The following is a 21,287-nucleotide window of genomic DNA, read 5'->3' on the forward strand; positions in this document are numbered from 1 at the left end:
ACAGCTCCGTTTTGTACGCCCAATGAGCCAGGAGGCCGAACAGGAGCAATCCGACCGGAAGAAGTACGAGTTCCGGAAGGTCATCGAGGATCTCAAGGACTTCGACGGCTCCGGCACGCAGCTCGTCTCGATCTACATCCCCGAGGACCGCCAGATCAGCGACGTCGTCGCACACGTCACGCAGGAACACAGCGAGGCGGCCAACATCAAGTCCAAGCAGACCCGGACGGCCGTCCAGGACGCGCTGACGAGCATCAAGGACCGGCTGCGGTACTACGACACCTTCCCGCCGGAGAACGGGATGGTGATCTTCTCGGGCGCCGTCGACTCCGGCGGCGGCCGCACCGAGATGGTCACGAAGGTCTTAGAGAGCCCGCCCCAGCCCGTCGAGTCCTTCCGGTACCACTGCGACTCCGATTTCCTCATCGAGCCGCTCGAGGAGATGATGGCCGACAAGGGCCTCTACGGGCTGATCGTCCTCGATCGACGGGAGGCGAACGTCGGCTGGCTGAAGGGCAAACGCGTCGAGGCGGTCAAGTCCGCCTCCTCGCTGGTGCCCGGCAAGCAGCGGAAAGGTGGCCAGTCCGCCCAGCGATTCGCCCGGCTGCGCCTCGAGGCGATCGACAACTTCTACCAGGAGGTCGCCGGCATGGCAAACGACCTGTTCGTCGCCAAACGCCACGAACTCGACGGCATCCTCGTGGGCGGCCCCTCCCCCACCAAGGACGAGTTCCTCGACGGCGACTACCTCCACCACGAGATCCAGGACAACGTCATCGGCAAGTTCGACGTCGCCTACACTGACGAATCCGGCCTCAAGGACCTCGTCGACAACGCGGAGGACGCCCTGGCCGACGCCGAGGTGATGAAGGATAAAAAGCAGATGGAGGAGTTCTTCGAGGAACTCAACGCGGGTGATCTCGCCACGTACGGGTTCGAACAGACCCGACGCAATCTGATGATGGGCGCGGTCGACCGGCTGCTGATCAGCGAGGATCTGCGACGGGACGTCATCACCTACGACTGCGAGGAGTGTGGCAACACCGATCGCGAAGTCGTTGACCGACGGAAGGCGACGCCCGAGCACAGCTGCACCGACTGCGGCAGCGAAGTCGAGGCGAGCGACGAGGACCGCGAGGACGCCATCGACCACCTCATCGAGATCGCCGAACAGCGCGGCACCGAGACGAAGTTCATCTCGACGGACTTCGAGAAGGGCGAACAGCTCTACAACGCCTTCGGCGGGTTCGCCGGCATCCTCCGGTACTCCACCGGCGTCTGAGACTCGGCGTAGGCACCGATTACGAGGGTCTCCGCGACCGAACAGCTCGTTTTCGACAACCGAGAATCCGTGAACCGCCTCTTATTCGGGTAACGATCCCAGGGAGTTATCGCTCCGGCCCGACGTCCCTCGAGCACCATGTGGGGGGACCGACAGCTGCGACGATGCGGACGTCGTCGCGTCCTCGGCAGTATCGCGACCGGAACGGTGCTCGCGGCGACGTCGGGCGCCGTCGGCCGAACCCGAATCGGGGACGTTGCGGTTCGCCTCCGTGAGACGAACGCGCCCGTCGCGGCCGGCGAGCGCCTCGAGGTGACGGCCGCCCTCGAGGGACAAACGACGACGACGGTCGACGCGCGCCTCGTGGTCGGGCACGACCCCGAGACCGTCGACGAACGGACCGTCTCGCTCGAGTCCGACGAGACGGCGTCGATCACGCTCGGCTACGAGACGCCTCGCGTCCGGCGTACCCAGTCGTTTCCGGTACGACTCGAGGTCGGCGCCGACGCCGACGAGCGAACCGTCACCGTACTCGGCACTGACGACGGCGAGAGCGCGGCGATCAGGCCCGACGCCGACGAGATCACGGTGCAGCCGGGTACCACAGTGCTGTTCGAGGTCGCGGCGGGACGACGGCTTGAGCCCGCCGACCTCGAGTGGGAGGCCAACGACGCGATCGCGGGCGACCTCGCGCTCGCGAGCGACTACACCTTCCTGACGGGAACCGGGGCCTACCTCGCGGCGCCCGAGGCTACCGGAAGCTACGACGTCGGCGCGACCGTTCCCACGGAGACGGGATCGGCGAGCCACGACTGGACCCTCGAGGTCGCTCCCGACGGTCGGGAGCCGCCGACGATCGAGTCGTTCGACAGCGATCCTGGCGCGGACGCGACCGTCGGGGTCGACGACGTCGTCGCGAACAGGCTCGTCGCGCGCGATCCCGACGGTCGGCTCGACCGCGTCGTCTGGGTCGAGGGACAGAACCGGACGGTGGTCCGGGTCGACGACCTCGAGGGGGAACGCGACGAGGCGACGCTCGCCCGGGCGGGTCCGGGCTGGGTCGCCGCCGGCTACCCGACCGGGGCGCGGGTCGTCTGCGAGGACGGCCGGACGAGCGCGGAGCCGACCGTCGACGGCCCCGAGATCCGACCCCCGTTCGCGGTCGAGATCGTCGAGACCAACGAGCCACTCGCGGGCGGCGATCGGCTCGAGATCACGGTCGAGGTCGAGAACGAGGGCGGAATGATGATAATCGGCGACACGACCCAGGAGATCGAACTCCTGGTCGGGACGGATCGCGAACGGGTCGACACCGCTACCGTCACCGTGCCGTTCGGGACGACCGAGACGGTCATCCTCGGATACGAGACCTACCCGGTCGCTACCGCGGACACGTTCCCCGTTCGGGTCGAGAGCCCCGACGACGCGGCCGAACGTACCGTTACCGTCGACGCCAGCGGGTGAGCCTTTTGCTCCTGGCCCGCGAAGGTGTGGTATGGGGGAACAGTACACTATCCTCGTCGCGCTATCGAACCCCGCGGCCGTCGAGCAGCTCCTGCGAACGGCCTCGGACCTGGCGATCCGACACGACGGTCGCATCCACGCCATCGCGATCGAGCACAAGCCGGTCAACTCTCCGTTCTTGCTGTTCTCCGACGATTACATCTCCGCGGAGTACGCCGAGGAGAGCACGCAGTTGCTCGAGCGAGCCGAGGGCGTTTCGGACGTGCCGATCACGACCGACCTCCGGGTCGGCAGCGACGTGCCGGGAGCCATCCGGGACGTCGTCGACGAGGTCGACGCCGACGTCTTGCTCATGGGGTGGCGCGAACGCGCCAGCACCGCCGACGCGGTCCTGGGAACCTCCGTCGATCCCGTGTTGCGCCGACCCCCGTGTGACGTGCTGGTCGAGCGGATGGGGACGGTCGCCGACGGCGTCGACACCGTGCTGGTCCCAACCGTCGGCGGCCCTCACGCGGGCCTGGCCAGCGACGTCGCCGCGGCGATCGCCGCGATGAACGGCGCTCGAGTCACCATCCTCTCGGTGATGACCGACGAGGGACCGATGGCTGACCGAGCCACCGCGCAACGACGTCTTCGCCGCACCGCAGCCTTGTTCCCGGACGTTCCGGTCGACCAGCGGCTCGTCGACGCCCCCTCGTCGACGACGGGGATCCTCGAGGCCGCGGCCGAGCACGATCTGATCGTCCTGGGCGCGACCGGCACCGGACTGGTGCGCCCGCCCGTGATCGGTTCCGTCGCGGACGCCGTCGGCCGCGAGGCCGAGTGTCCGGTTATCCTCGCCAAGGGTCAGGCGGAGTCCCGACTCGATCGGCTGCTCGAGCGGGTCGGGTCGCTCTCCGAGTCGATCAAAGCGTCCCCCGAAGGCGGACGGCGTCGTCGGTAATCGCCTCGATGCTTCCCGCGTCGAGGGGGTGGGCGGCCGTCCCGTCGGGCCGAAGACCGAGTTTGGCTCGCAGCGTGGTCACGATCGTCGGATCCGGATCGACGTACCCGTAGCCGTCGTCGACCCGGACGAGTCGGCCGACTGCGGTCCCGTCGGCGTTCAGCACGCGTTTTCCCTCGTCGACGCTCGTGAGCTCCGTTCGTTCCATATCGAATCGTTCGTGGCCGCTTCGCGTTGCCACCGAAACGACTCGAGGGAGGGTTTCGTCGCGAATAAAGCGAGGAAATCGTTTCCGATGGATCCGGGAACGGTTGCAGTCGTTCGGCGGGTCAAGCCGGTGTTAGATACGGTGTAACGATTCTTCGACCGTTCAATGCGGCGTTGAAGGGGCTCGAGTGCGGTAGTCGGACGTTACTGCCGGAGACCGGAGACGCAGTTCCAGCAGTAGGTGAACGTCTGATCGGCGTCGTTTCTGGTGCCGCAGTGGGGACACCTGATCGTCTCACCGTTGATCTCGGCGTCAGCCTCGCCGTCGTCGGTGTCGCTGACACCGTCTGACGCCGAGTGGTAGCCGTCGGAGCCGGGGGAGGATCGGGACTGGCCCCGACCGGGGTCTGCGACCGACGGCGACTGGACGCCGTCGCCGTCCTCGCGACGGACGTAGACGTAGTACAGTAGCAGGTGCAGGAGGGCAAACAGCACCACGTAGCCGACGAGCCAGCCCCAGAGCTCCATCACCGTGTGATACGGTCTCAACGCACTTGGGTATTCCCTCCCTCATCGCTCCGTGACAGTACCACGCCACTGAACGAACCCCGACTTCGTGCTCGGGCCGATCCGTCGTTTCGCGACTACTGGGGCGGGCGGAGGTCGCGCTGGAACTCGTCGAAAATCTCGAGGTCCGCGGGCAAGTCGTACTCGAGGTGGCGCTGTTCCTGGCGGTTGACGCCGGCCTCATCGATCGGCGTGGCGACGTCCTCCCAGCCGGGTTTGATCTTGACGCTCTTGGCCGGCATGCCGATGGAAATGTGGTGAGCCGGAACGTCGTGCTGGACGATCGCGCGGGCGCCGACGATGGCGTTCTCGCCGACCTTGCAGCCGGCCCGGACCATCGAGTCGTAGGTCAGGCGGACGTCGTCCTCGACGATCGTGTGGTAGTTGCGGACCTCGGTCTGGTCGACGACGTCGTGGTCGTGGCTATAGACGTGAACCCCGTCGGAAACCGAGACGCGGTCGCCGATCGTCAGCTTTCCGCGGTCGTCAAGATGAACGTCGTCGTGGACGACGGTGTTATCCCCGATCGTGATGTTGTGGCCGTAGGTGAACGTCACGCCCTTGAAGAACCGACAGTTCTCACCACACTCCTCGAAGAGGTGATCGGCGAGCATCCGTCTGAACCGCAGCGCGAACTCGACGTTGTCCGCGATCGGCAGGCTGTCGAACTGGCGCCAGAGCCACTGGATGTGTTTCGAGCGGCGAAACGCCTCCTCGTCCTTCTCGGCGTAGTACTCGCTCTCCAGGGTGGTGTTACACGGGTCGTAGCTCTGGAGTCGGACCCGTTCGGCCGGCGCCATCGACTCGCCGCCCCGCCAGCGCTCGTAGGCCTCCCGGTCGCCCGAGAGGTCGATCAGCACGTCCTCGACGACCGAGCACGTATCCTCCTCGCTCGAGAGGCGCCGATCGACCTCGTCGATGAACTCGCGCATTCCTGCTTCCGCCTCGTCGGGAAGCGAGACGTCCCGCTTTGTCATACAGAGCCGTTTTGCCCGCGGAGGTGATAGGAGTTCGGTTGTCGGTTCGTCTCCCCGGTGATCCCCTGATCGGGTCCGGTCCCCGCCACCAATGAACTGTAACTCGAATCCGTTCCCCAGCTTCACGTTTGAAACAAAACAGGCAATTCGGCAACTACATGTACACATCGAGCGCACTTCATCCGAACTATCTCGAAACTTGCTCGGGGAGAATAGCTGATGCTATCACCGGTGTTGTTCGCTGTCGCTCTGTCCCTTCTCTGCTGCCATGTAGCCAAAGAGGATCATTGCCAGAAACACCGGGAACAGAAACGCGATGGCGATGATCGTTCCCGGATCAAAGTACGCGCTCGTATCGAATCCATCTCCTCCGAAAACTGGAAGCCAGACGATGACGCCGCCAAGAAGCCCGATGATACTGATGAGAGCCATTCGTCCTCTGTTCATATCTTCATTAGTGTGTCTAATTGAAAATAGTTTGTCGTATACGCTCCCTACACCGAACTGGCGGGCCCGCAAGCGGGTATCACAGCTCACACTGCATAACGGAGCCGTGCTTTCAACGACTGCTACAGACGATCCGACGGGCCCGATCGACGTCTTCAGTTCGAGAGCGCGCGCTCGACGGCCTCGGCGACCTCGAGCGCCTTCTCCCCGAGCGGCGTCGCGACGACCCCGTCGTCCATCGCCGTCTCGAGCTCCTCGCGGTCGACGATCTCGACCGCGCCGTCGGGCGTGCGGATCACGTCGACGTAGAGATCGACGTACCGCACGCAGTCGGGAAACAGCTCGAGGGGCGTACAGACGTTGACGTAGGTGCCCTTCGCCGACCCCTCGCTGTCCCTGTAGGTCGTCGGATACCACCAGCGACCCTCGCGGAACTTCGTCACCGCGACGTCGCCTCCCTCCTTGGGGACGCCGAGGGCGTCGTACGTGCCGCCGCCGCGCATCGAGCGCTCGAGGGTTATCGTCCCCTCGGGATCCCAGTCGGTCACGTCGCCGTAGCCGAGCGAGATCAGGCGCCCGTCGGGTTTCCCGTGGCCGATCTCGAGGCGGTCGCCCTCGAGCGGGCCGAACTGTCGGGAGACGGCGTCGAACGGGAATTCGTCGGCGAACCCGTTTCCGGCAGAACCGCAGACGGCTTCGGCGAAGTCGACCGCGGCGCTCGCCGCCCGATCCGCCGCTTTGGTCCGGTGGTGGCCCGGCATCGTCGACTCGACCTCGCGGCGGTGTTCGTCGAGCGCGAAGCGGGACTTCCGGCCGAACCAGAGCCAGCGGGTCGCTTCGGGCGTCGCTAGCCGGTCCGGCGAGCCGGGCTCCTCGGGGCTATCGGCGAGGGCATCCTCGAGTCCGCGGGCGCGGTCGACGGCGTCCTCGAGAGCCCGCTCCATCGCCGCGAGGTCCGCGTCGGCTGCGGGACGGTGCCAGCGCAGCCCCCAGCCCTCGGGGACGTCGACCGAGAGGAGGTCGGTTATGCCCACGAGCTCCTCGGCCCGCTCCCCGCGAAGACTCGCGGAGACGCCGTTCCGGGCTCGAGAGAGGGTGCAGAGCCCGCCCGCGGCCTCGAGCCCTGGGGCAACTCGGGGATCGTCGTCGTCCCACGGCGGCGTCGGCTCGCGAACCTGCACGCGGTAGCGGTTCCCCGAGTCGACGTAGCCGTCGACGTCGTCGTAGCTCAGGTAGCCCCGACGGCCGTCGCCGAGGTCGACGACGGCGCCGCCTCCGCCGTCGGCCTCGAGCACCTCGGCGTCGAAGATCGCGCCGCGGGGGACGTCGCCGTCCCAGCAAAACGTATCGACGGCGAGCTCCTCAAGGCGCGAGACGGCCGTCGTGACCGCCTCCGGCGCGCCAGAAACCTCGACGCCCTGCCGGTTGCGGGTCGTCTCGAGCGAGACGTCCGCGGGCGCGGCCGCGAACGACTCCTCCTCGAAGCGCTCGCTGATCGGGTCGGAGGCCTGGACGACCTCAAGCCCGTCGTCGTTCAACAGCTGCGTCAGCGCCGTCGTGTAGATCCCCCGCACTCGAGCGGTCGTCATTGCCGCTCCTCCGCGAGCCGCGGTTCGGTTCCCCACACGGCGATCACCGCAGCGTCTCGCAGTCGGGGGCGAACCGGACTCGATCGTGGATCGTCGGCCCCAGCGTCAGCTCGACGGAGCCGTCCGAAAGCACGCGGCCGTCCTCGACGTAGACGCCCCAGCTGTCGAAGCGAAGCCAGCCGCGCATCTCGTCGGCGTGGGTCGTCAGATCGAGGCCTTCGACGGTGTGTTCGGGGTAGTCGGCGCTCGAGTGGGCCATCTCCATGTCAGAGTACACCGTTTCGTGGGCGTCGAAGAAGGCCTCGAGCGCGGTGACGTCCTCCTCGACGGCCTCGACGACCGCCTCGGAGGCAGCCCTGAGCTCGTTGGTCTCGAGGCCGACCTCGCGAAGCGCCCGCTGCGTTCGCTGATCGAAGTGCATGCGGGGACGTTGGCGCGACGCCACTTTGTGCGTTCGGTTCGTCGCCGGTCTCTCCGGCACACCGTCCGCCGCGCGTCGTTACCGGAGCAGTCGCTGGGTGGAACGAGTCCCACGAATCCACAGGAACAAGTCGCGTCTCAGTCGTCGGCGGCGAGACCGGTTTCGGCCGGCGACGAGGCGTCGTCGGCGCTGGCGGGCGTCGCCGATTCGGTTGCGTTCTCGGTCGTCTCCTCGGTCTCGTCCTCGGGACCCGGTGGGGCGGTGTAGTGGATACCGCGGCTCGCGTTGTACATCGTGATTCGTTCTCACGGTCCAGTACACATAAGCTCGATCCTAATACGGATCATGAGATCTGATATCATACTAGGACGCGTCGACCCGGACTGGGGCGTGCCGAACTATTACCGGGCCGGACGGAGTATCACGCTACATGAAACGACGGCGGGACCCGGTCGAACGGGCCAGCGACGAGTCGACGGACCTCCAGGACGTCTCGACGTGGGAGCCACGGAACGCCCTCGACCGGCTCTCGGTCGCGACGTACAACGGGATCGCCTACGGGCTCCACGCGATCATCATCGGGGTCGCCCTCGCGATTACCGCCTTCCTGCTCGTCCAGCCCGGCGTGCTCCTCCTCGAGGATCCGTGGCTCGCGCTCTTCTTCGGGCTCTCGGTCGTCCCGGCGGCCCTGCTGGCGGCGTTCATCTGGTACTCCGACATCACGACGAACGAGCCGCTGGGGCTGCTGGTCGCGACGTTCGTTCTAGCGGTTCTCTTCGCGACGTTCGCGGCCATCGTCAACTCGGTGACGAGGCCGTACTTCCAGCTGTTCGGCGCGCTCGGCACGGTCTTCTTCTTCTTCCTGATCGTCGGTCCCGTCGAGGAGACGGTCAAGCTCCTCGCGGTCCGAGTCTTCGCGTACCGCAGCGACACGTTCGACGCCGTTATCGACGGCGCCGTGTACGGCGCGATCGCCGGGCTCGGCTTCGCCGCCATCGAGAACACGATCTACGTCGCAGGCACGGTCGCGGAGGCCCAGGTCGGCACCCTCGCCGCGGCGACCGACATCGCGACCCAGCGGGCGCTGGTCGGTCCCGGCCACGTCATCTACTCGGCGATCGCGGGCTACTACCTCGGGCTGGCGAAGTTCAACCGCGAGTACGCCGGGCCGATCGTCGTCAAGGGGCTGCTGATCGCCGCGTTCGTCCACGGCGCCTACAACACTACCGTCGGGATCGTTCCCGAGATCCTCACCTCGCTGTACCCGATCGGGTTCGGCGTCGCGTTCGTCGCGTACGTGATCGTCTTCGACCTCGCGATCGGCTACTACCTCTACCGGAAGATCGCCCGCTACCGGCGAACCTACCGGGAGGTTCGAGGCGACGCCGACGACGCGCCGTCGCCGGAGCTAACCGAGTTCGATCCGCCGACTCGGCAGCGTTGAGACGGTCTGCCGCAACGGTTTGCTGGTGCAACCACAGAACGGCCGCGGTTGCACCGTCGACGACGTACAGCAGTCCGTACGACCTACTCGAAACGGGCCTCGAGCAGCCGCTCGACGTACTTCGCGAGAACGTCGACCTCGAGGTGGACCGGGTCGCCGACGTCCTTCTCGGAGAGGGTCGTTAGCTCGTACGTCGTGGGGATGATGGCGACGGTAACGGTTCCATCGTCGGCGAGATCCGCAACGGTGAGGCTGATCCCGTCGAGCGTGATCGATCCCTTCTCGACGACGTAGCGCTCGTAGCCCGCCGGCAGCTCGAACTCGAAGAACCAGTCTTCCTCCACCGATTCGATGCTCGAGACCGTCGCCACCGCGTCGACGTGACCCTGGACGACGTGGCCGTCGAACCGGCCGTCGGCGGGCATCGCCCGCTCGAGGTTCACCGACTCACCCTCCTCGAGGTCGCCCAGATACGTCCGCTCGACCGTCTCGCTCGCGAGAAAGACCTCGAACCACGCGCCCGCTTCGAAGCGCTCGACCGTGAGACAAACCCCGCTGACGCTGATGCTCTGACCGTGCTCGAGCCCGGTCGCGACCTCGTCGGCGCCGATCCGGAGCCGGAGCCCGTCCTCGGTTCGGGAGCGGGCGTCGATCGTTCCGGTCTCCTCGACGATTCCCGTGAACATATCTGAGGGTTCGAGCCGACGGACAAAACCGCTCCGGAATGCGGATGCGTTCCAGTTCCGTGACGGACCGGTAGTCGCCGCGCTTTTGGCGGCCCCCTTCGTAGCCGGCGTCGATGGCCGGAATCATCGATACGATCAAGCTAGCGGGTACCCTCGTGCTCGCGCTGCCGGCCGCACTCGCCGGGCTCGAGTTCCTCCTGATCCGCGGCGAGACGGCCGTCGGCGCGGTGCTGATCGGCCTCGCGATCGGACTCGTGCTCGTCCAGCACCGGCTCACCCTCCCCTCCGACGTTCCGACTGCCGTCGTAAAACGAGTGGCCGGAACGGTACGCAAAGACCCCGACGACGCCGACGATCGGTGAGCAGCGATCGAGCGCTCTCGAGGGCGCCGAAGTGACTTCTTCCGAACGAAATCGCTATGCCGCCGTCACCGACGGTAGCTGGGCCGTCCTGACCCAGAACTCGTCGACCGCGCGGGCGAGCGAGACGTACTCGTCGTGGCTGTTCGGCTTGGTGAGATAGGCGTTCGCGCGACGATCGTAGCTCTCAGCGATATCCGACTCGTCCTCGGAGCAGGTCAGGACGATCACCGGGAGCGTGGTCAGGTCTGCCCCCTCCTGGAGCGTCTCGAGCAGTTCGAACCCGTCTACCCGCGGTACGTTGAGATCGAGCAACAGGAGATCGGGAAACGAGCCGGTGTCGCGGCGATCGGAGAGATAGCTCATCGCCTCGGCGCCGTCGGAGACGGTGTGGACTCGGACGTCGTCGGCAACCTGGTCGAACGCGTCGCTGATCAGCGTCGCGTCGCCGGGATTGTCCTCGACGAGAAGAATGATGGTTGGCTCTGACGGAGTCACGGTTCTCATACGGTAGTTTCTCGAGACGCCTCAATAAGACCGATCACTATACACGTTGGGACCGGCTGCGTGTGCAGCCCCTGAGTATATATGTTAGGAACGATCGGCGAAATCGCCGGACTCACTCGAGCGCCGCCGGATCGAGCGACTGTGGGATCGACTCGAGCCAGTCGACGGACTCGTCGACTGCGAACAGCTCCGCCAGTCGGATTCGGCCGTCCCCGATCTCGACGCCGGCGTCGAGTCGAACGACGGCTCCGCCGTCGATCTCCTGGCGCCCGCGGTTCGGGCGTTCCGCGGGCTCGAGACCGACGCCGACGACGCGGGTTCGGATCTCGTCTTCGAACCCGAACGCCCGTACTTCGGCCTCGAGGTCGGCCTCGACGGCGGTCACCGACTGGGCGTCGGCGGTGAGCATCGACGCGGCCGAGCGAAACGCGCGCGTGACGCCGACGTGAGCGCGTCGCTCGTCCCCGCCGTCGCCGTCGCGAACGTACGTTCGAGCGAGCCCGCCGTAGTAGCCCGACGGCTCCCGCGGTGCGGTCTCGAGGACGATCGGAACGCCCGTGCGGATCGGGTCGCCGTCGGGAACCGAGACCGCGGTGTTGCCGTCCGGGAACCCGCCCGCAGCGACGATTCCCCCGTCGATCGCAGTACGGAGCCGCCGACCGGTCAGGGGCTCACCATCGATCGCGAGCCGTCCGTCGACGACGTCGGCGCCCGCGAGCAGCGAGGCGCCGCGTCGGATCCCGGCACCCGCAGCGGCCTGGGCGGTTCCGATCCGCTCTCGCTCGGCCGGTGTCTTCGTCGCCCTGGCTCGTTCGACAACGTCGGTCGAGGTAAGCGAGAGGCCCGCTCCCTCGAGGTAGAGCGCGGCGTCGTGGGGGATCCGGGCCGGCGTCAGTACCGTTCCCTCGAGCCCGGCGGCAGCGAGGTCGTCGGCGAGGGTGCTGGCGGGGTCGGCCTCGGTGTCGGTCGCCGATCGAACGCGCCACTCGCGGCCGTCGAACGCGAGGGCGCGGCGCCCTCGTTCCGGCTTTCGCTCGAGTTCGGGTCGACAGTACCGAATCGAGGGATCGTCGGCGGAGCCGACGTGAACGAACGCGCTCGCGCCCTCGCGTTCGAGGGCCGTACGCAGGGCGGAGTCGACGGGCGCGTCGCCGGTCACGGCGCTTCGGCTTCGAGCTTCTCCGCCTCGCCGTCGGGCGCCTGTGCCTGCTCGAGCAGCTCCTCGAGGCTCAGATCGGTCAGTTGGTTGGTCAGGAGGACGTCGATCGGTAGCGTCGGCGCGCCGTCGACGAGGTTCTCGAGGATGTACAGTCGCTCGCGGGCTCGGGACATGCCGACGTAGAACACCCGTCGCTCGTTGTCCGTGAGCACGGGAACGGGCGAGGTCGTCTTGGTGAACTCCTCGCAGCCGGGGACGTCGGTGGGGTCGTCGACGGTCGCGACCATCTGCTCGACGACCTTCTCGGTGAGGTCGGTGCCGATGAAGACGTGGTCGGCCTCGCGACCCTTCGCGGAGTGGATGGTACCGACGCGAACCCGGTCGGTGTCCATCCCCTGGTACTCGCCGATGTTGAAGTACGAGCGGATGCTCTTCTTCTGGAAGTTCGTCACCTTTCGGACCATATCCCCCGCGGAGGCGGGGCCGGGCATGAACGGCGCGTGGTCCTCGATCACGTCGCCAGGGATGGTGAGCTCCTCGAGGTCCTCGACGCCGGCTTCCTCCTGGCGTTCGTCGATCTCGTCGAAGAGGGCGTCGCGCTCGTTGGTACCGAACGCAGAGTCCTGCAGCATGTCCGCGAGGCGACGGGCCTGGAGTCCGGTGACGTCGTCGCCGGCGTCGATCGCTTCGACGGCACGGACGTACTGGGTGAGTCGGTCGGTCCACATCCGCTGGTCGGTCAGCGAGCGAAACGGCACGCCCTCGGTGATGAACTCATCGATGAACTGGAACATCTGGTACCGGGCGCGAAACAGTAGCATGATCGTCCCGTCGCCCTCGACGAGCGTACGCCGGACCATCCGGACGACGTCGAGCATCGAGGCGTTCGCACGGGCCTCGACCGAGCCACCCTCCTTGCGGGGCTTGAGGTCCTTGTCCTGGCGCTGATCGATGTGGCGGATCTCCTTGTTGACCGCGTTGAGAACGTTCGAGGGGAGTCGGTAGGAGTTGGGCAGAATAACGTCCTCGTCGACCTCCTCGTCGAGCAGCAAGGCGGGGTCGGCACCCTGCCAGGAGTAGACGACCTGGTCGTCGTCGCCGGCGATCAGTACCTCCTTCATGTGGGGTTTCCACTCCTCGTAGACGTCGTACTGGAGCGTGGTGATGTCCTGGAACTCGTCGATCACCAGGTAGTCGACGTTCGGCAGCAGCGAGCGCTGCTTGACCCGCTCGAGCATGTCCGCAAAGCCGATCTTGCCCTGCTCGCCCTTGTAGCTGCGCCAGCCGCGGATCGCCTCGGGGACGTCGATCCGATCGTCGTCGGAGGGCCAGGTCGGCGTGTACTTGTTGCCTTCCTGGGCGCGGTCGTCGATCTCGGGAGGGAGCCGAACCTCCTCATCGTCCCACTGGAAGGGGACGTCGTACCAGTCGGAGACCTCACGGCTGGTCCGCTGAAGCCACTGGCTCGTCGCGATAACTTTGTTCCCGATCGTCGTCGAGCGGGCCGTGCGACGGCCCGCTCCCGAGTACTCGTCCTCGTACTCGATACCGTACTCCTCGCAGAACTCCTCTTTGTCCTTCTCGCCGATGACGTCGCTTCGAGAGAGATCGAGCAGCTCGTAGGCCTTCGCGTGCATCGTACAGACGTTGCCCTGCAGTGCGCGTGGGCTCTCGTCGAGCCGCTCTGCCAGCCGTTCGCGAACCTCCTGTGCGGCCGCTCGAGTGTACGAGACGACGAGAATATCCCGGAACGTGACCCCGTCCTGCTCGAGGATCTCTTCGACGTGATCGAGAAGCGCGGTCGTCTTCCCGCTTCCCGGCCCACCGAACAGCCGGGTGACCTTCGTCTCCGTAGTAGCCATTGTAGCTGTTCAGGGTCGCAATACCCATAAGTGACGTGGGTTACGGCCGGAAAACCGCTGTTGGACCGAATACCATCGGTCCCGGTCGTCACGTCCGCCGACTACGGGGTCGGCGTCCACCCGCAGACGGTACAGCTACTGGCCGACTGCTCGTGAAGCCCGCCGCAGTCGGGACACTGCTTCTTGTTATACTCCTGTTCCCACCCCACTCGCTCTACCGTGTGACCGCGGTCCGAAAGGAATTCATCGAAGACATCGTCACCGGCATCGTTGGGTGAGGTTGCCATACCCGTGGTAATGCTAACCACGGTATTAAAGGCCGCGGTTCACACAGTAATCTGCCGGATCTCGCGATCGATCTGACCCACTGGGCCGACCCGCGGACTTTTCTCGGTCTCGCACGAAGATCGGGTATGAGCGAACTCCGCCTCGACGCGACGCAGCTCGATCGCTACTCGAGACACGTCATCATGGACGAGATCGGCCCCGAGGGCCAGCAGCGCCTGCTCGAGGGCAGCGTCCTCGTCGTCGGTGCAGGAGGACTGGGATCGCCGGCGATTCAGTACCTTGCGGCCGCGGGGATCGGCCGGCTGGGAATCGTCGACGACGACGTCGTCGAGCGCTCGAACCTGCAGCGCCAGATCGTCCACGCCGACGACGACGTCGGCCGACCGAAAGTCGACAGCGCGGCCGACTACGTCGCGGCGCTAAACCCCGACGTCGACGTCGACACCTACGAGACCCGCCTGTCGGCGGCGAACGTCGCAGAGCTGGTCGAGGAGTACGACGTCGTCCTGGACGCCAGCGACAACTTCGGCACCCGCTACCTGCTCAACGATCACTGCGTGCTGACGGGAACGCCGCTCTCTCACGGCGCGATCTACCGCTTCGAGGGGCAGGTGACGATGTTTACGAACGACCGGGGCGGGAACGCAGCCGACTCGGAGGGTCAGGGGGCCGACGACCCGCCGTGTTACCGCTGTATCTTCCCCGAGGCGCCCCAGCCCGGTACCGTTCCCGACTGCGCGACGACGGGCGTGCTCGGTGTCCTCCCCGGGACGGTGGGCTGCATCCAGGCCACCGAGGTCGTCAAGTACCTCCTCGGCAAGGGCGACCTGCTCGAGGGACGGCTCCTGATGTACGACGCGATGGGGATGACGTTCGACACCGTCGACGTTCTCGCGAATCCGGAGTGTCCGGTCTGTGGCGACGAGCCCGAGATCGAATCAGTCGAGGACGTCGCTTACAAGGGGAGCTGTTCGATATCGGCCGACTGACGCCTCCGTCCGTCGCTTTCAGCGCTCCGGTGCCAGCTCGAGCGCGTAGATCGCCGTCGGGTACGCCTCGCCGGCGATCTCGAACTCCGAGCGTCCGGTTCGCTCGAACCCTCGGGCCTCGTAAAACCGTCGCCCGACCTCGTTTCCGGCCAGCGTCTCGAGGCACAGTCGCTCGGTCTCCCCCGGTAGCACCTCGAGACACCGCTCGAGCAGCGCCGTTCCGATCCCCTCGCCCCAGTAGTCGGGTTCGACGTACAGCTCCTTGAGGCCCGCTTCCTCCGGGCCGACGAACGCCTTCGTCCCCTCGCCCCACCGGACGTAGCCGTAGCCCCGAACCTCGCCCTCGAGTTCCGCCAGGAAGATCCCGTTCCGATCCTCGCGCAGGCGGTCGGCGTACTCCCGGAGCTGCTCGTCGGACGCGTCGGCGCCGAACCCCGCGAGCACCTCGTCGGGGAGCAGGCCGTCGTAGGCCTCGCGGAAGGCCAGCGCGTTGACGCGGGTTATCGCTCGAGCGTCCGTCGCTCCCGGCTCGAGACGGCGCAGTTCCATACTCTCGGCTCGTCGTCGTCGCCCAAAGTCGCTCGGGTCGCGTGTCATCCACCCTCGTTTCTCGAACACCCGCTCCGTCCATCCGTCCACAGCGAACTGCCCGAACCCCACGTTCCATGTGGGCGACGGTCGTACCCCGACCCATGCACGGTACCGGCGTTCCCCTTGTCACTCCGTTCGCCGACGGCGCGGTCGATCACGAGCGACTGCGGGCGCTCGCCGAGTGGCTCGAGCGCTCCGGCGTCGACTTCCTGGTTCCCTGTGGCTCGACCGGCGAGGGGCCGGCGCTGACGACCGACGAACGTGTCGCGGTCGTCGAGACGGTCACCTCGGCGACCGATCTCTCGGTGGTCGCCGGCACCGGCCGGGAGGGACTCGAGCCGACTCTCGAGACGACCGAGCGCGCGGCCGAGGCCGGCGCCGACGCCGCGCTCGTGGTCACGCCCTCCTACTACGGGACCGACGAGGCGGCCCTCGTCGCGTACTACGAGGAGGTCGCGAGCGCCTCGCCGATCCCGATCTACCTCTACAGCGTCCCCAAGTTCACAGGTCGGGTGCTTACCCCCGAGACGGTCGCGGCGCTCGCGACTCACGAGAACATCGCCGGGATCAAGGACTCGAGCGGGAGTCTCGAGTCGATCCAGCGCCTGCTCGATCACACCGACGACGCCTTCTCGGTCCTCGTCGGCAGCGGGAGCGTCTACGCGGCCGGGCTCGCCGTGGGTGCTGACGGCGGCGTGCTCGCGGTCGCCAACGTCGTCCCCGAGCGCGCAAGCGAGATCTACCGGCTCGACCGCGAGGATCGATCCGGCGCGGCCCGCGAGCGAAACGCCGTGATCGTCGAACTCAACCACGCCGTCACCTCGCGGTTCGGCGTCCCCGGCGTCAAGGCCGCCCTCGCGATGCGGGGGCAGTCGGTCGGCCGCCCTCGGCGACCGCTTCGCGAACTCGAAGCCGACGCGAAAACCGATCTCGAGTCAATTCTCGAGCGAACCCTCAAACGTAACCAGACTTAGTTATTGAGGGCGGACGAATGAATCGCACAGGGTTACTGAAAAGCGTCAAGTTCTCCCCCGCCAAATGGCGGGTAGATGGCGTACTCAATCGGTTCGGAGACCAACCGAGACCTCGAGTTCTCGACGTCCGAACTGACGGGTGCGCTAGGAGATTCGGTTACGGTCCTTCCGCTCGTCGTCGCGCTGGCCGCGACGACGTCCGTTTCGTTACCCCACGTTCTCGTCGGCTTCGGCGTCTTCCAGATCGTCTGGGGGCTGTACTACGGGATGCCCCTCTCCGTCGAGCCGATGAAGGCCCTGATCGGGCTGGCGATCGTCGGCTCGCTCTCGTATCCCGAACTCGCCGCAGCCGGACTACTCGCCGGTGTCGTGTTGCTCGCCGTCGGCCGGTTCGGACTCGTCGGCCACCTCCAGCGGGTCGTCGGCGAGCCCGTCATCCGGGGCGTGCAGTTCGCAGTCGCCCTGCTGTTGCTCGAGTCCGCGGTCGGGCTCTCCCTCGAGAGCCTCCCCGTCGCGGCGGCCGGGCTCGCCGTCGTCGCCGTCCTCGCCGTCGTCGGCTACCGTCAGACCAGTGTTCTCGTCGTTCTGCTGCTCGGTGCCGTCGCGGCCGTCGCAACCGCGGGCGTCCCGACACCACGGGTGCCCGAGCCCGCGCTCTTCCCCGCCGGCGGGCCGTCGTTCACGGCGGGGGCGCTCGAGGCCACCGTCGCCCAGCTCGGAATGACGGTCGGCAACGCGGCCATCGCGACCGCCCTGCTCTGCGGCGACCTCTACGATCGGGACGTTCGGGCCGACGACCTCTCGCAAAGCATGGGTGTCACCTGCCTCGCGGCGGTCCCGATCGGCGGGGTCCCGATGTGTCACGGCAGCGGCGGGCTCGCGGGCAAGTACGCCTTCGGCGCCCGAACCGGCGGGGCGAACGTCCTGCTCGGGATCGGCTACCTCGCCCTCGCGCTGGTCGCCGCCGGTGCCCTGCTCGCCGCCTTTCCGATGGCGCTGCTCGGCGTCCTGCTGGTCGTCGTCGCCCTTGAGCTCGGACGGGCCGCGTTCGCCCCCGTCGACGACGGACGGGCGCTCGCACTGGTCGTCGGTGTCGGCGTCGTCGGTCTCGCGGTCAACGTCGGCGTCGCGTTCGTGCTCGGCGCCGTCGTCTTCTGGGTCGCTTCCCGCCCGGAGTGACGGCGGCTCCTTGTTCTCGTCCGGTACACCCGTCTGCACGCCATTTCACGACCGTCCGCGCGAGGATCCGCGCGGTATTCATCAGCGTACGTTCACCAAAACTTATGTTTGATATTGGCATACATGACTGGAAAGCAGGACAACAACAGAACTGAATCAGGTAAAAGCAATCTTTCGAATAGTGAAACCAACGGGCCGGCGGCGGCATCCTCCGGGACGATTAACCACACGAAACGATGTGTCGATACCACCATTCGGACGAAGCGACGGAACCGACCGACGACTACGACGATCGGCTGACGGCGGGCGGCTGCGGGGCAGGCGACGGCTCTCGAGATTCGACCGATAGCACGGGCTCGAGACGGAGTCTGCTGAAGAAGACGGCCGTCTCCGGGCTCGTAGTGACGGGAATCGGAAGCGGCGCGTCGGTTCCGGTGAGTGCACACCACCGGGACGACCACCCCTCCGACCAGTACGTCTCGGCCCACTCGAGCAACTACACCTCGGCGAGTCGTGGCGCGGCGGACATCAACTGGATCGTCGTCCACTGCGCGGTGACCACCTACCAGGGCTGCATCGACTACTTCCAGCGGGACAACGACCGCAACGTCAGCGCTCACTACGTGGTCAGCAACTACGATCACACGTCGGGCGCTCCGGGTCACTGTACGCAGATGGTCAATCACGCCGACATCGCCCACCACGCCCGCGGGTCGAACGCCAACTCGATCGGCATCGAACACGAGTGGCACGAGGACTACGGGAACTACTTCACTGACGAGTGTTACCGGACGTCTGCCGACCTCGTCCGCTACCTGGCCGATCACTACGACGTCCCGACCGACTTCTACGACCACCCGTCCGCGATGTGCGAGCATCCGGGCGGCATCATCACGCACCGCCACGCGCCCCAGGACTACACGTCGAACGGAACGTGCAAGGATATGCCGGCCAAGAGCTGTCCCGGCCCCGACTGGGAGAACGATCGATATCGGTCGTTTCTCGACGGGGACGACGGCGGTGGCGGCGGTCACACGTTCGAGGACGGTGACTGGATCCAAACGACGGTCGATCTCAACGGCCGCGACGGTCCCGGTCTCGACTACGACACCAAGCGGACCTACCCGGAGGGAACGGAAGGCGAAATCATGAACGGCCCCGAGGACAACGACGGCTACACCTGGTGGGGTATTCACTTTCCGAGCTACAGCGAATGGGTCTGGTGTGCCGAGCGGTACCTCGAGCACGCCTGAGCCGGCTGCGGGCACGGTCTTCGCTCATCGTTCAATTACGTCTTTCCGTGCCGTTTTCACCGTCCTCGTCCAAGGTCTACCCATGACTGCGCGATGGTTCGATCTGTTCGAGCGAGGAGCGGAGTACGACGTCAACCTCGAGGACGTCCGAGCAACGTACGAGGCGGGGACCGAGGACGACGATGCGTGAGCGCCGCGACGAGCCCGAACCCACTCGAGTCGTCGCCGATCCGGCGGTGCTCGCGGCCGACCTGCTCGTCGGCGGCGAGGCCCGCGAGGCGCTCGATCACGTCCGTCGCCACTCCTGGCTCGAGCTGGTCGCAAGCGACGAACTGCTCGCCGAGACCGAACGGCTGGTCGCCTCGCTGGCCGACCCGGAGCTCGCGGCCGACCACCGCGAGCGCCTCGAGGCCGACCGCATCGCGGTCGACCAGCCAGAGGACGACCACCCGGCGCTCGCCTCGGCCTACCAGGGGCAGGCGGCACACCTCCTCTCGTACGACGAACGGCTGAACTCCGCGCAGGCGGGGCTCTCACTTCAGCCCCGCGTTTCGGTCAGTGTCCGTCCGCCGGACGCGTTCGCCCGGCTGTTCGATCCCGAGAGCCTCTACGAGGCGACCGTCGGCGGGGAGTATCCGGGACCGGACGTCGATCCTCGAGCGTAGATACGATTCGGCCGAACCATCGGTCCGTTACGTAGAGATGCGAACGGAACACTACAATTCTTGTCAAAGAGATAGTTTTGAAGCACAAAGAATTTATATCTAATATAAATCAATTCTTATATGAACAGGATACACCTCAGTCTCGTTGGGCTACACCTCTCGATAGTAGGTGGGTTTTGGATAGTTAGTACGAACTTCACCACTGCTGCTGTTACAAATATTCACTATATATTACTCTGGGGTGGACTGGTACTCACGCTCGTAAGTCTATTTCTCCCTTCCCAGACGAGAGTTGACAAATAATTCAGGACTGTATTCGTGCGCTTCTCTTGATGAAAGTCAACATCCCCAATTTACAGCGGTACCTACTTGGCCTCTACTGAACGCGAGTCTCACCACCTACTCCGAATACCGAACCCGTGCTCCCAACTACGGATACCAATACTGTGCCCCAATGCTTATATCCAAATCTAGATATGGCTGATCCAATGGTTCTGGACCGGTGGTATCCGGAACGTGCGCCGACGTGGGCGGACGTGTTCGTCGTAGTTCTGGCACTGATAGTGCTGTCGCGGCACCTGATCGGGACAGGCCCCATTCACTGGGGATGGGTGACTATCGGGTTTCTAACGGGACTCGGCTCCCTCGGACCGCTGGCTAACTCGGCGAGTGGTCTACGGGCAGGAAACTGGTTCCGAGAGATCGGTGGCGCCCGACGGATCGCAACGACTGCGGTGGCCGCACTCGTTGCAGCGGTGATCGCGTTTCAGTTCGATGTTTCGACCGCAGTCGTGGCCAGCTTCGGAATCGGCGCGATCGCCTCCGTGTTCGTCTACGTGATAGGACATATACTCAGCGCCCGCGAAATCGACGGCTGAAAGGAAGGTTTGCTATCGAGCGCTTGTTCGCCATAGCCAAGCAGTACCACCCCGGGCCGGGACCCGGGAGTGTGTTCTCTCCTACCGGCCCCGACCCAGGGGACGGATTCGACCCGACTACTGCCGAACCGAACCCTCTCGAGCCCACCAGCGCCAGCCGTAGTACAGCGTCGTCGCGGCGAAGCCGATCGCCCCGACGGTGTACGTCGTCGCCGGGACCAGAACCGCGGCGGTTCCAGTGAGGACGGCCAGTCCACCCGAAAGCAGAAGCTGGAACTCGAGTGTGCGGTGGCGGTCGACGAGGACGGCGAGGGCGACTGCCCCGCAGGCGTAGACCCCAATCAGGCTGGGGACGAATCCGACGACACCGCGATCACCAAACCCTGCGTACAGCAGGACGACCTGTGCGAGCAGGAGCGGACCGAGGACGAGGACGGCGAGCAGCTGTCGCTCGCGGTCGAGCATTCGTTCGTCGACCGTGTTCCCAGTCTGCATACGTGCGAGGTATTGTCGGACAGGTTATAACTCCTCTCACCGGGAATCAGTAACACTGACG

25 protein-coding genes are annotated in these 21,287 nt (G+C 66.0%); 11 read left to right on the forward strand and 14 right to left on the reverse strand.

Annotation, left to right across the window (positions count from 1 at the left end):
- The first annotated feature begins 22 nt into the window (after positions 1-22).
- The 3 genes from prf1 to QA600_RS05200 all read left to right on the forward strand — a co-directional run bounded on the left by prf1 (position 23) and on the right by QA600_RS05200 (position 3,689).
- Positions 23-1,282, forward strand: a complete 1,260-nt coding sequence (gene prf1 / locus QA600_RS05190; protein ID WP_005553023.1) for a peptide chain release factor aRF-1 — start codon at positions 23-25, stop codon at positions 1,280-1,282.
- A gap of 138 nt (positions 1,283-1,420) precedes the next feature.
- Positions 1,421-2,746: a hypothetical protein gene (locus QA600_RS05195; RefSeq protein WP_278290897.1), complete on the forward strand. Its 1,326-nt coding sequence runs from the start codon at positions 1,421-1,423 to the stop codon at positions 2,744-2,746.
- A gap of 31 nt (positions 2,747-2,777) precedes the next feature.
- Positions 2,778-3,689 carry a universal stress protein gene (locus tag QA600_RS05200; protein WP_278290898.1) on the forward strand — a complete coding sequence of 304 codons (912 nt, stop codon included), beginning with the start codon at positions 2,778-2,780 and terminating at the stop codon, positions 3,687-3,689.
- Here QA600_RS05200 and QA600_RS05205 read toward each other — a convergent pair.
- From QA600_RS05205 to QA600_RS05235, 7 genes are all read right to left on the reverse strand, one after another.
- Positions 3,652-3,897: a PRC-barrel domain containing protein gene (locus QA600_RS05205; protein WP_278290899.1), complete on the reverse strand. Its 246-nt coding sequence runs from the start codon at positions 3,895-3,897 to the stop codon at positions 3,652-3,654. The two genes, QA600_RS05200 and QA600_RS05205, sit on opposite strands and share 38 nt — an antisense overlap.
- Positions 3,898-4,100: 203 nt before the next feature.
- Positions 4,101-4,424 carry a hypothetical protein gene (locus tag QA600_RS05210; protein ID WP_278290900.1) on the reverse strand — a complete coding sequence of 108 codons (324 nt, stop codon included), beginning with the start codon at positions 4,422-4,424 and terminating at the stop codon, positions 4,101-4,103.
- 116 nt (positions 4,425-4,540) lie between these two features.
- The gene (locus QA600_RS05215; protein ID WP_278290901.1) at positions 4,541-5,440 is read right to left on the reverse strand and encodes an acyltransferase; all 900 of its coding nucleotides are present in this window, start codon (positions 5,438-5,440) and stop codon (positions 4,541-4,543) included.
- Positions 5,441-5,665: 225 nt separating this feature from the next.
- Positions 5,666-5,887, reverse strand: coding sequence for a hypothetical protein (locus QA600_RS05220; protein WP_278290902.1), 222 nt, complete (start codon positions 5,885-5,887; stop codon positions 5,666-5,668).
- 155 nt (positions 5,888-6,042) lie between these two features.
- On the reverse strand, positions 6,043-7,476 hold the full coding sequence (locus QA600_RS05225) for a DUF402 domain-containing protein (protein ID WP_278290903.1): 1,434 nt from the start codon (positions 7,474-7,476) through the stop codon (positions 6,043-6,045).
- 43 nt (positions 7,477-7,519) lie between these two features.
- Positions 7,520-7,897 (reverse strand): hypothetical protein, encoded by a 378-nt coding sequence (locus QA600_RS05230; protein WP_278290904.1) that lies wholly within the window; start codon positions 7,895-7,897, stop codon positions 7,520-7,522.
- Between the two features lie 137 nt (positions 7,898-8,034).
- Positions 8,035-8,190 carry a hypothetical protein gene (locus QA600_RS05235; RefSeq protein WP_278290905.1) on the reverse strand — a complete coding sequence of 52 codons (156 nt, stop codon included), beginning with the start codon at positions 8,188-8,190 and terminating at the stop codon, positions 8,035-8,037.
- Between the two features lie 137 nt (positions 8,191-8,327).
- On the opposite strand from QA600_RS05235, the gene QA600_RS05240 reads away from it, so the two are divergent.
- Positions 8,328-9,341 (forward strand): PrsW family glutamic-type intramembrane protease, encoded by a 1,014-nt coding sequence (locus QA600_RS05240; protein ID WP_278290906.1) that lies wholly within the window; start codon positions 8,328-8,330, stop codon positions 9,339-9,341.
- Positions 9,342-9,424: 83 nt separating this feature from the next.
- Here the strand turns inward: QA600_RS05240 and QA600_RS05245 are convergent, their stop codons facing one another.
- Complete coding sequence (locus QA600_RS05245; RefSeq protein WP_278290907.1) at positions 9,425-10,027, reverse strand: riboflavin synthase; 603 nt, start codon at positions 10,025-10,027, stop codon at positions 9,425-9,427.
- A gap of 113 nt (positions 10,028-10,140) precedes the next feature.
- Here QA600_RS05245 and QA600_RS05250 point away from each other — a divergent pair, with 113 nt between their 5' ends.
- Complete coding sequence (locus QA600_RS05250; RefSeq protein ID WP_278290908.1) at positions 10,141-10,389, forward strand: hypothetical protein; 249 nt, start codon at positions 10,141-10,143, stop codon at positions 10,387-10,389.
- A 54-nt stretch (positions 10,390-10,443) separates the two neighbouring features.
- Here the strand turns inward: QA600_RS05250 and QA600_RS05255 are convergent, their stop codons facing one another.
- The 4 genes from QA600_RS05255 to QA600_RS05270 all read right to left on the reverse strand — a co-directional run bounded on the left by QA600_RS05255 (position 10,444) and on the right by QA600_RS05270 (position 14,201).
- Positions 10,444-10,893, reverse strand: coding sequence for a response regulator (locus QA600_RS05255; RefSeq protein ID WP_278290909.1), 450 nt, complete (start codon positions 10,891-10,893; stop codon positions 10,444-10,446).
- Positions 10,894-11,005: 112 nt separating this feature from the next.
- On the reverse strand, positions 11,006-12,052 hold the full coding sequence (locus QA600_RS05260) for a M24 family metallopeptidase (protein ID WP_278290910.1): 1,047 nt from the start codon (positions 12,050-12,052) through the stop codon (positions 11,006-11,008).
- Positions 12,049-13,914, reverse strand: a complete 1,866-nt coding sequence (locus tag QA600_RS05265) for an ATP-dependent helicase (protein WP_278290911.1) — start codon at positions 13,912-13,914, stop codon at positions 12,049-12,051. The genes QA600_RS05260 and QA600_RS05265 overlap by 4 nt, the downstream gene beginning before the upstream one ends.
- A 101-nt stretch (positions 13,915-14,015) precedes the next feature.
- Entirely contained in the window at positions 14,016-14,201 is a 186-nt protein-coding gene (locus tag QA600_RS05270) for an HVO_0416 family zinc finger protein (RefSeq protein WP_278290912.1), read from the reverse strand.
- 126 nt (positions 14,202-14,327) lie between these two features.
- On the opposite strand from QA600_RS05270, the gene moeB reads away from it, so the two are divergent.
- The gene (gene moeB, locus QA600_RS05275) at positions 14,328-15,191 is read left to right on the forward strand and encodes a molybdopterin-synthase adenylyltransferase MoeB (protein ID WP_278290915.1); all 864 of its coding nucleotides are present in this window, start codon (positions 14,328-14,330) and stop codon (positions 15,189-15,191) included.
- An 18-nt stretch (positions 15,192-15,209) separates the two neighbouring features.
- Here the strand turns inward: moeB and QA600_RS05280 are convergent, their stop codons facing one another.
- On the reverse strand, positions 15,210-15,740 hold the full coding sequence (locus QA600_RS05280; RefSeq protein ID WP_278290916.1) for a GNAT family N-acetyltransferase: 531 nt from the start codon (positions 15,738-15,740) through the stop codon (positions 15,210-15,212).
- 143 nt (positions 15,741-15,883) lie between these two features.
- On the opposite strand from QA600_RS05280, the gene QA600_RS05285 reads away from it, so the two are divergent.
- The 5 genes from QA600_RS05285 (at position 15,884) to QA600_RS05305 (ending at position 20,731) form a co-directional block, all read left to right on the forward strand.
- Positions 15,884-16,756, forward strand: coding sequence for a dihydrodipicolinate synthase family protein (locus tag QA600_RS05285; RefSeq protein WP_278290917.1), 873 nt, complete (start codon positions 15,884-15,886; stop codon positions 16,754-16,756).
- Between the two features lie 75 nt (positions 16,757-16,831).
- Positions 16,832-17,935 (forward strand): putative sulfate/molybdate transporter, encoded by a 1,104-nt coding sequence (locus QA600_RS05290; protein ID WP_278290918.1) that lies wholly within the window; start codon positions 16,832-16,834, stop codon positions 17,933-17,935.
- 236 nt (positions 17,936-18,171) lie between these two features.
- Complete coding sequence (locus QA600_RS05295; RefSeq protein WP_278290919.1) at positions 18,172-19,188, forward strand: peptidoglycan recognition family protein; 1,017 nt, start codon at positions 18,172-18,174, stop codon at positions 19,186-19,188.
- Between the two features lie 182 nt (positions 19,189-19,370).
- Positions 19,371-19,853: a hypothetical protein gene (locus QA600_RS05300; RefSeq protein WP_278290920.1), complete on the forward strand. Its 483-nt coding sequence runs from the start codon at positions 19,371-19,373 to the stop codon at positions 19,851-19,853.
- A 488-nt stretch (positions 19,854-20,341) separates the two neighbouring features.
- Positions 20,342-20,731, forward strand: a complete 390-nt coding sequence (locus QA600_RS05305) for a hypothetical protein (protein ID WP_278290921.1) — start codon at positions 20,342-20,344, stop codon at positions 20,729-20,731.
- 117 nt (positions 20,732-20,848) lie between these two features.
- On the opposite strand, the gene QA600_RS05310 is transcribed toward QA600_RS05305, so the two are convergent.
- The gene (locus tag QA600_RS05310; protein ID WP_278290922.1) at positions 20,849-21,226 is read right to left on the reverse strand and encodes a hypothetical protein; all 378 of its coding nucleotides are present in this window, start codon (positions 21,224-21,226) and stop codon (positions 20,849-20,851) included.
- Positions 21,227-21,287 lie beyond the last annotated feature (61 nt).

Source organism: Natronococcus sp. A-GB1 (assembly GCF_029688845.1).
In the GTDB taxonomy this organism is placed as follows: Archaea; Halobacteriota; Halobacteria; order Halobacteriales; family Natrialbaceae; genus Natronococcus.

Excerpts from the sequence above, each read along its gene's own strand:
- QA600_RS05240 (WP_278290906.1), top strand. The coding sequence starts at position 8,328 with ATGAAACGACGGCGGGACCCGGTCGAACGGGCCAGCGACGAGTCGACG.
- moeB (WP_278290915.1), top strand. The coding sequence starts at position 14,328 with ATGAGCGAACTCCGCCTCGACGCGACGCAGCTCGATCGCTACTCGAGA.
- QA600_RS05305 (WP_278290921.1), top strand. The coding sequence starts at position 20,342 with ATGGTTCTGGACCGGTGGTATCCGGAACGTGCGCCGACGTGGGCGGAC.
- QA600_RS05300 (WP_278290920.1), top strand. The coding sequence starts at position 19,371 with ATGCGTGAGCGCCGCGACGAGCCCGAACCCACTCGAGTCGTCGCCGAT.
- QA600_RS05270 (WP_278290912.1), bottom strand. The coding sequence starts at position 14,201 with ATGGCAACCTCACCCAACGATGCCGGTGACGATGTCTTCGATGAATTC.
- QA600_RS05295 (WP_278290919.1), top strand. The coding sequence starts at position 18,172 with ATGTGTCGATACCACCATTCGGACGAAGCGACGGAACCGACCGACGAC.
- QA600_RS05215 (WP_278290901.1), bottom strand. The coding sequence starts at position 5,440 with ATGACAAAGCGGGACGTCTCGCTTCCCGACGAGGCGGAAGCAGGAATG.
- QA600_RS05290 (WP_278290918.1), top strand. The coding sequence starts at position 16,832 with ATGGCGTACTCAATCGGTTCGGAGACCAACCGAGACCTCGAGTTCTCG.
- QA600_RS05265 (WP_278290911.1), bottom strand. The coding sequence starts at position 13,914 with ATGGCTACTACGGAGACGAAGGTCACCCGGCTGTTCGGTGGGCCGGGA.
- QA600_RS05235 (WP_278290905.1), bottom strand. The coding sequence starts at position 8,190 with ATGTACAACGCGAGCCGCGGTATCCACTACACCGCCCCACCGGGTCCC.
- QA600_RS05245 (WP_278290907.1), bottom strand. The coding sequence starts at position 10,027 with ATGTTCACGGGAATCGTCGAGGAGACCGGAACGATCGACGCCCGCTCC.
- QA600_RS05220 (WP_278290902.1), bottom strand. The coding sequence starts at position 5,887 with ATGAACAGAGGACGAATGGCTCTCATCAGTATCATCGGGCTTCTTGGC.
- QA600_RS05280 (WP_278290916.1), bottom strand. The coding sequence starts at position 15,740 with ATGGAACTGCGCCGTCTCGAGCCGGGAGCGACGGACGCTCGAGCGATA.
- QA600_RS05285 (WP_278290917.1), top strand. The coding sequence starts at position 15,884 with ATGCACGGTACCGGCGTTCCCCTTGTCACTCCGTTCGCCGACGGCGCG.
- QA600_RS05255 (WP_278290909.1), bottom strand. The coding sequence starts at position 10,893 with ATGAGAACCGTGACTCCGTCAGAGCCAACCATCATTCTTCTCGTCGAG.
- QA600_RS05205 (WP_278290899.1), bottom strand. The coding sequence starts at position 3,897 with ATGGAACGAACGGAGCTCACGAGCGTCGACGAGGGAAAACGCGTGCTG.
- QA600_RS05210 (WP_278290900.1), bottom strand. The coding sequence starts at position 4,424 with ATGGAGCTCTGGGGCTGGCTCGTCGGCTACGTGGTGCTGTTTGCCCTC.
- prf1 (WP_005553023.1), top strand. The coding sequence starts at position 23 with ATGAGCCAGGAGGCCGAACAGGAGCAATCCGACCGGAAGAAGTACGAG.
- QA600_RS05250 (WP_278290908.1), top strand. The coding sequence starts at position 10,141 with ATGGCCGGAATCATCGATACGATCAAGCTAGCGGGTACCCTCGTGCTC.
- QA600_RS05195 (WP_278290897.1), top strand. The coding sequence starts at position 1,421 with ATGTGGGGGGACCGACAGCTGCGACGATGCGGACGTCGTCGCGTCCTC.
- QA600_RS05200 (WP_278290898.1), top strand. The coding sequence starts at position 2,778 with ATGGGGGAACAGTACACTATCCTCGTCGCGCTATCGAACCCCGCGGCC.
- QA600_RS05310 (WP_278290922.1), bottom strand. The coding sequence starts at position 21,226 with ATGCAGACTGGGAACACGGTCGACGAACGAATGCTCGACCGCGAGCGA.
- QA600_RS05230 (WP_278290904.1), bottom strand. The coding sequence starts at position 7,897 with ATGCACTTCGATCAGCGAACGCAGCGGGCGCTTCGCGAGGTCGGCCTC.
- QA600_RS05225 (WP_278290903.1), bottom strand. The coding sequence starts at position 7,476 with ATGACGACCGCTCGAGTGCGGGGGATCTACACGACGGCGCTGACGCAG.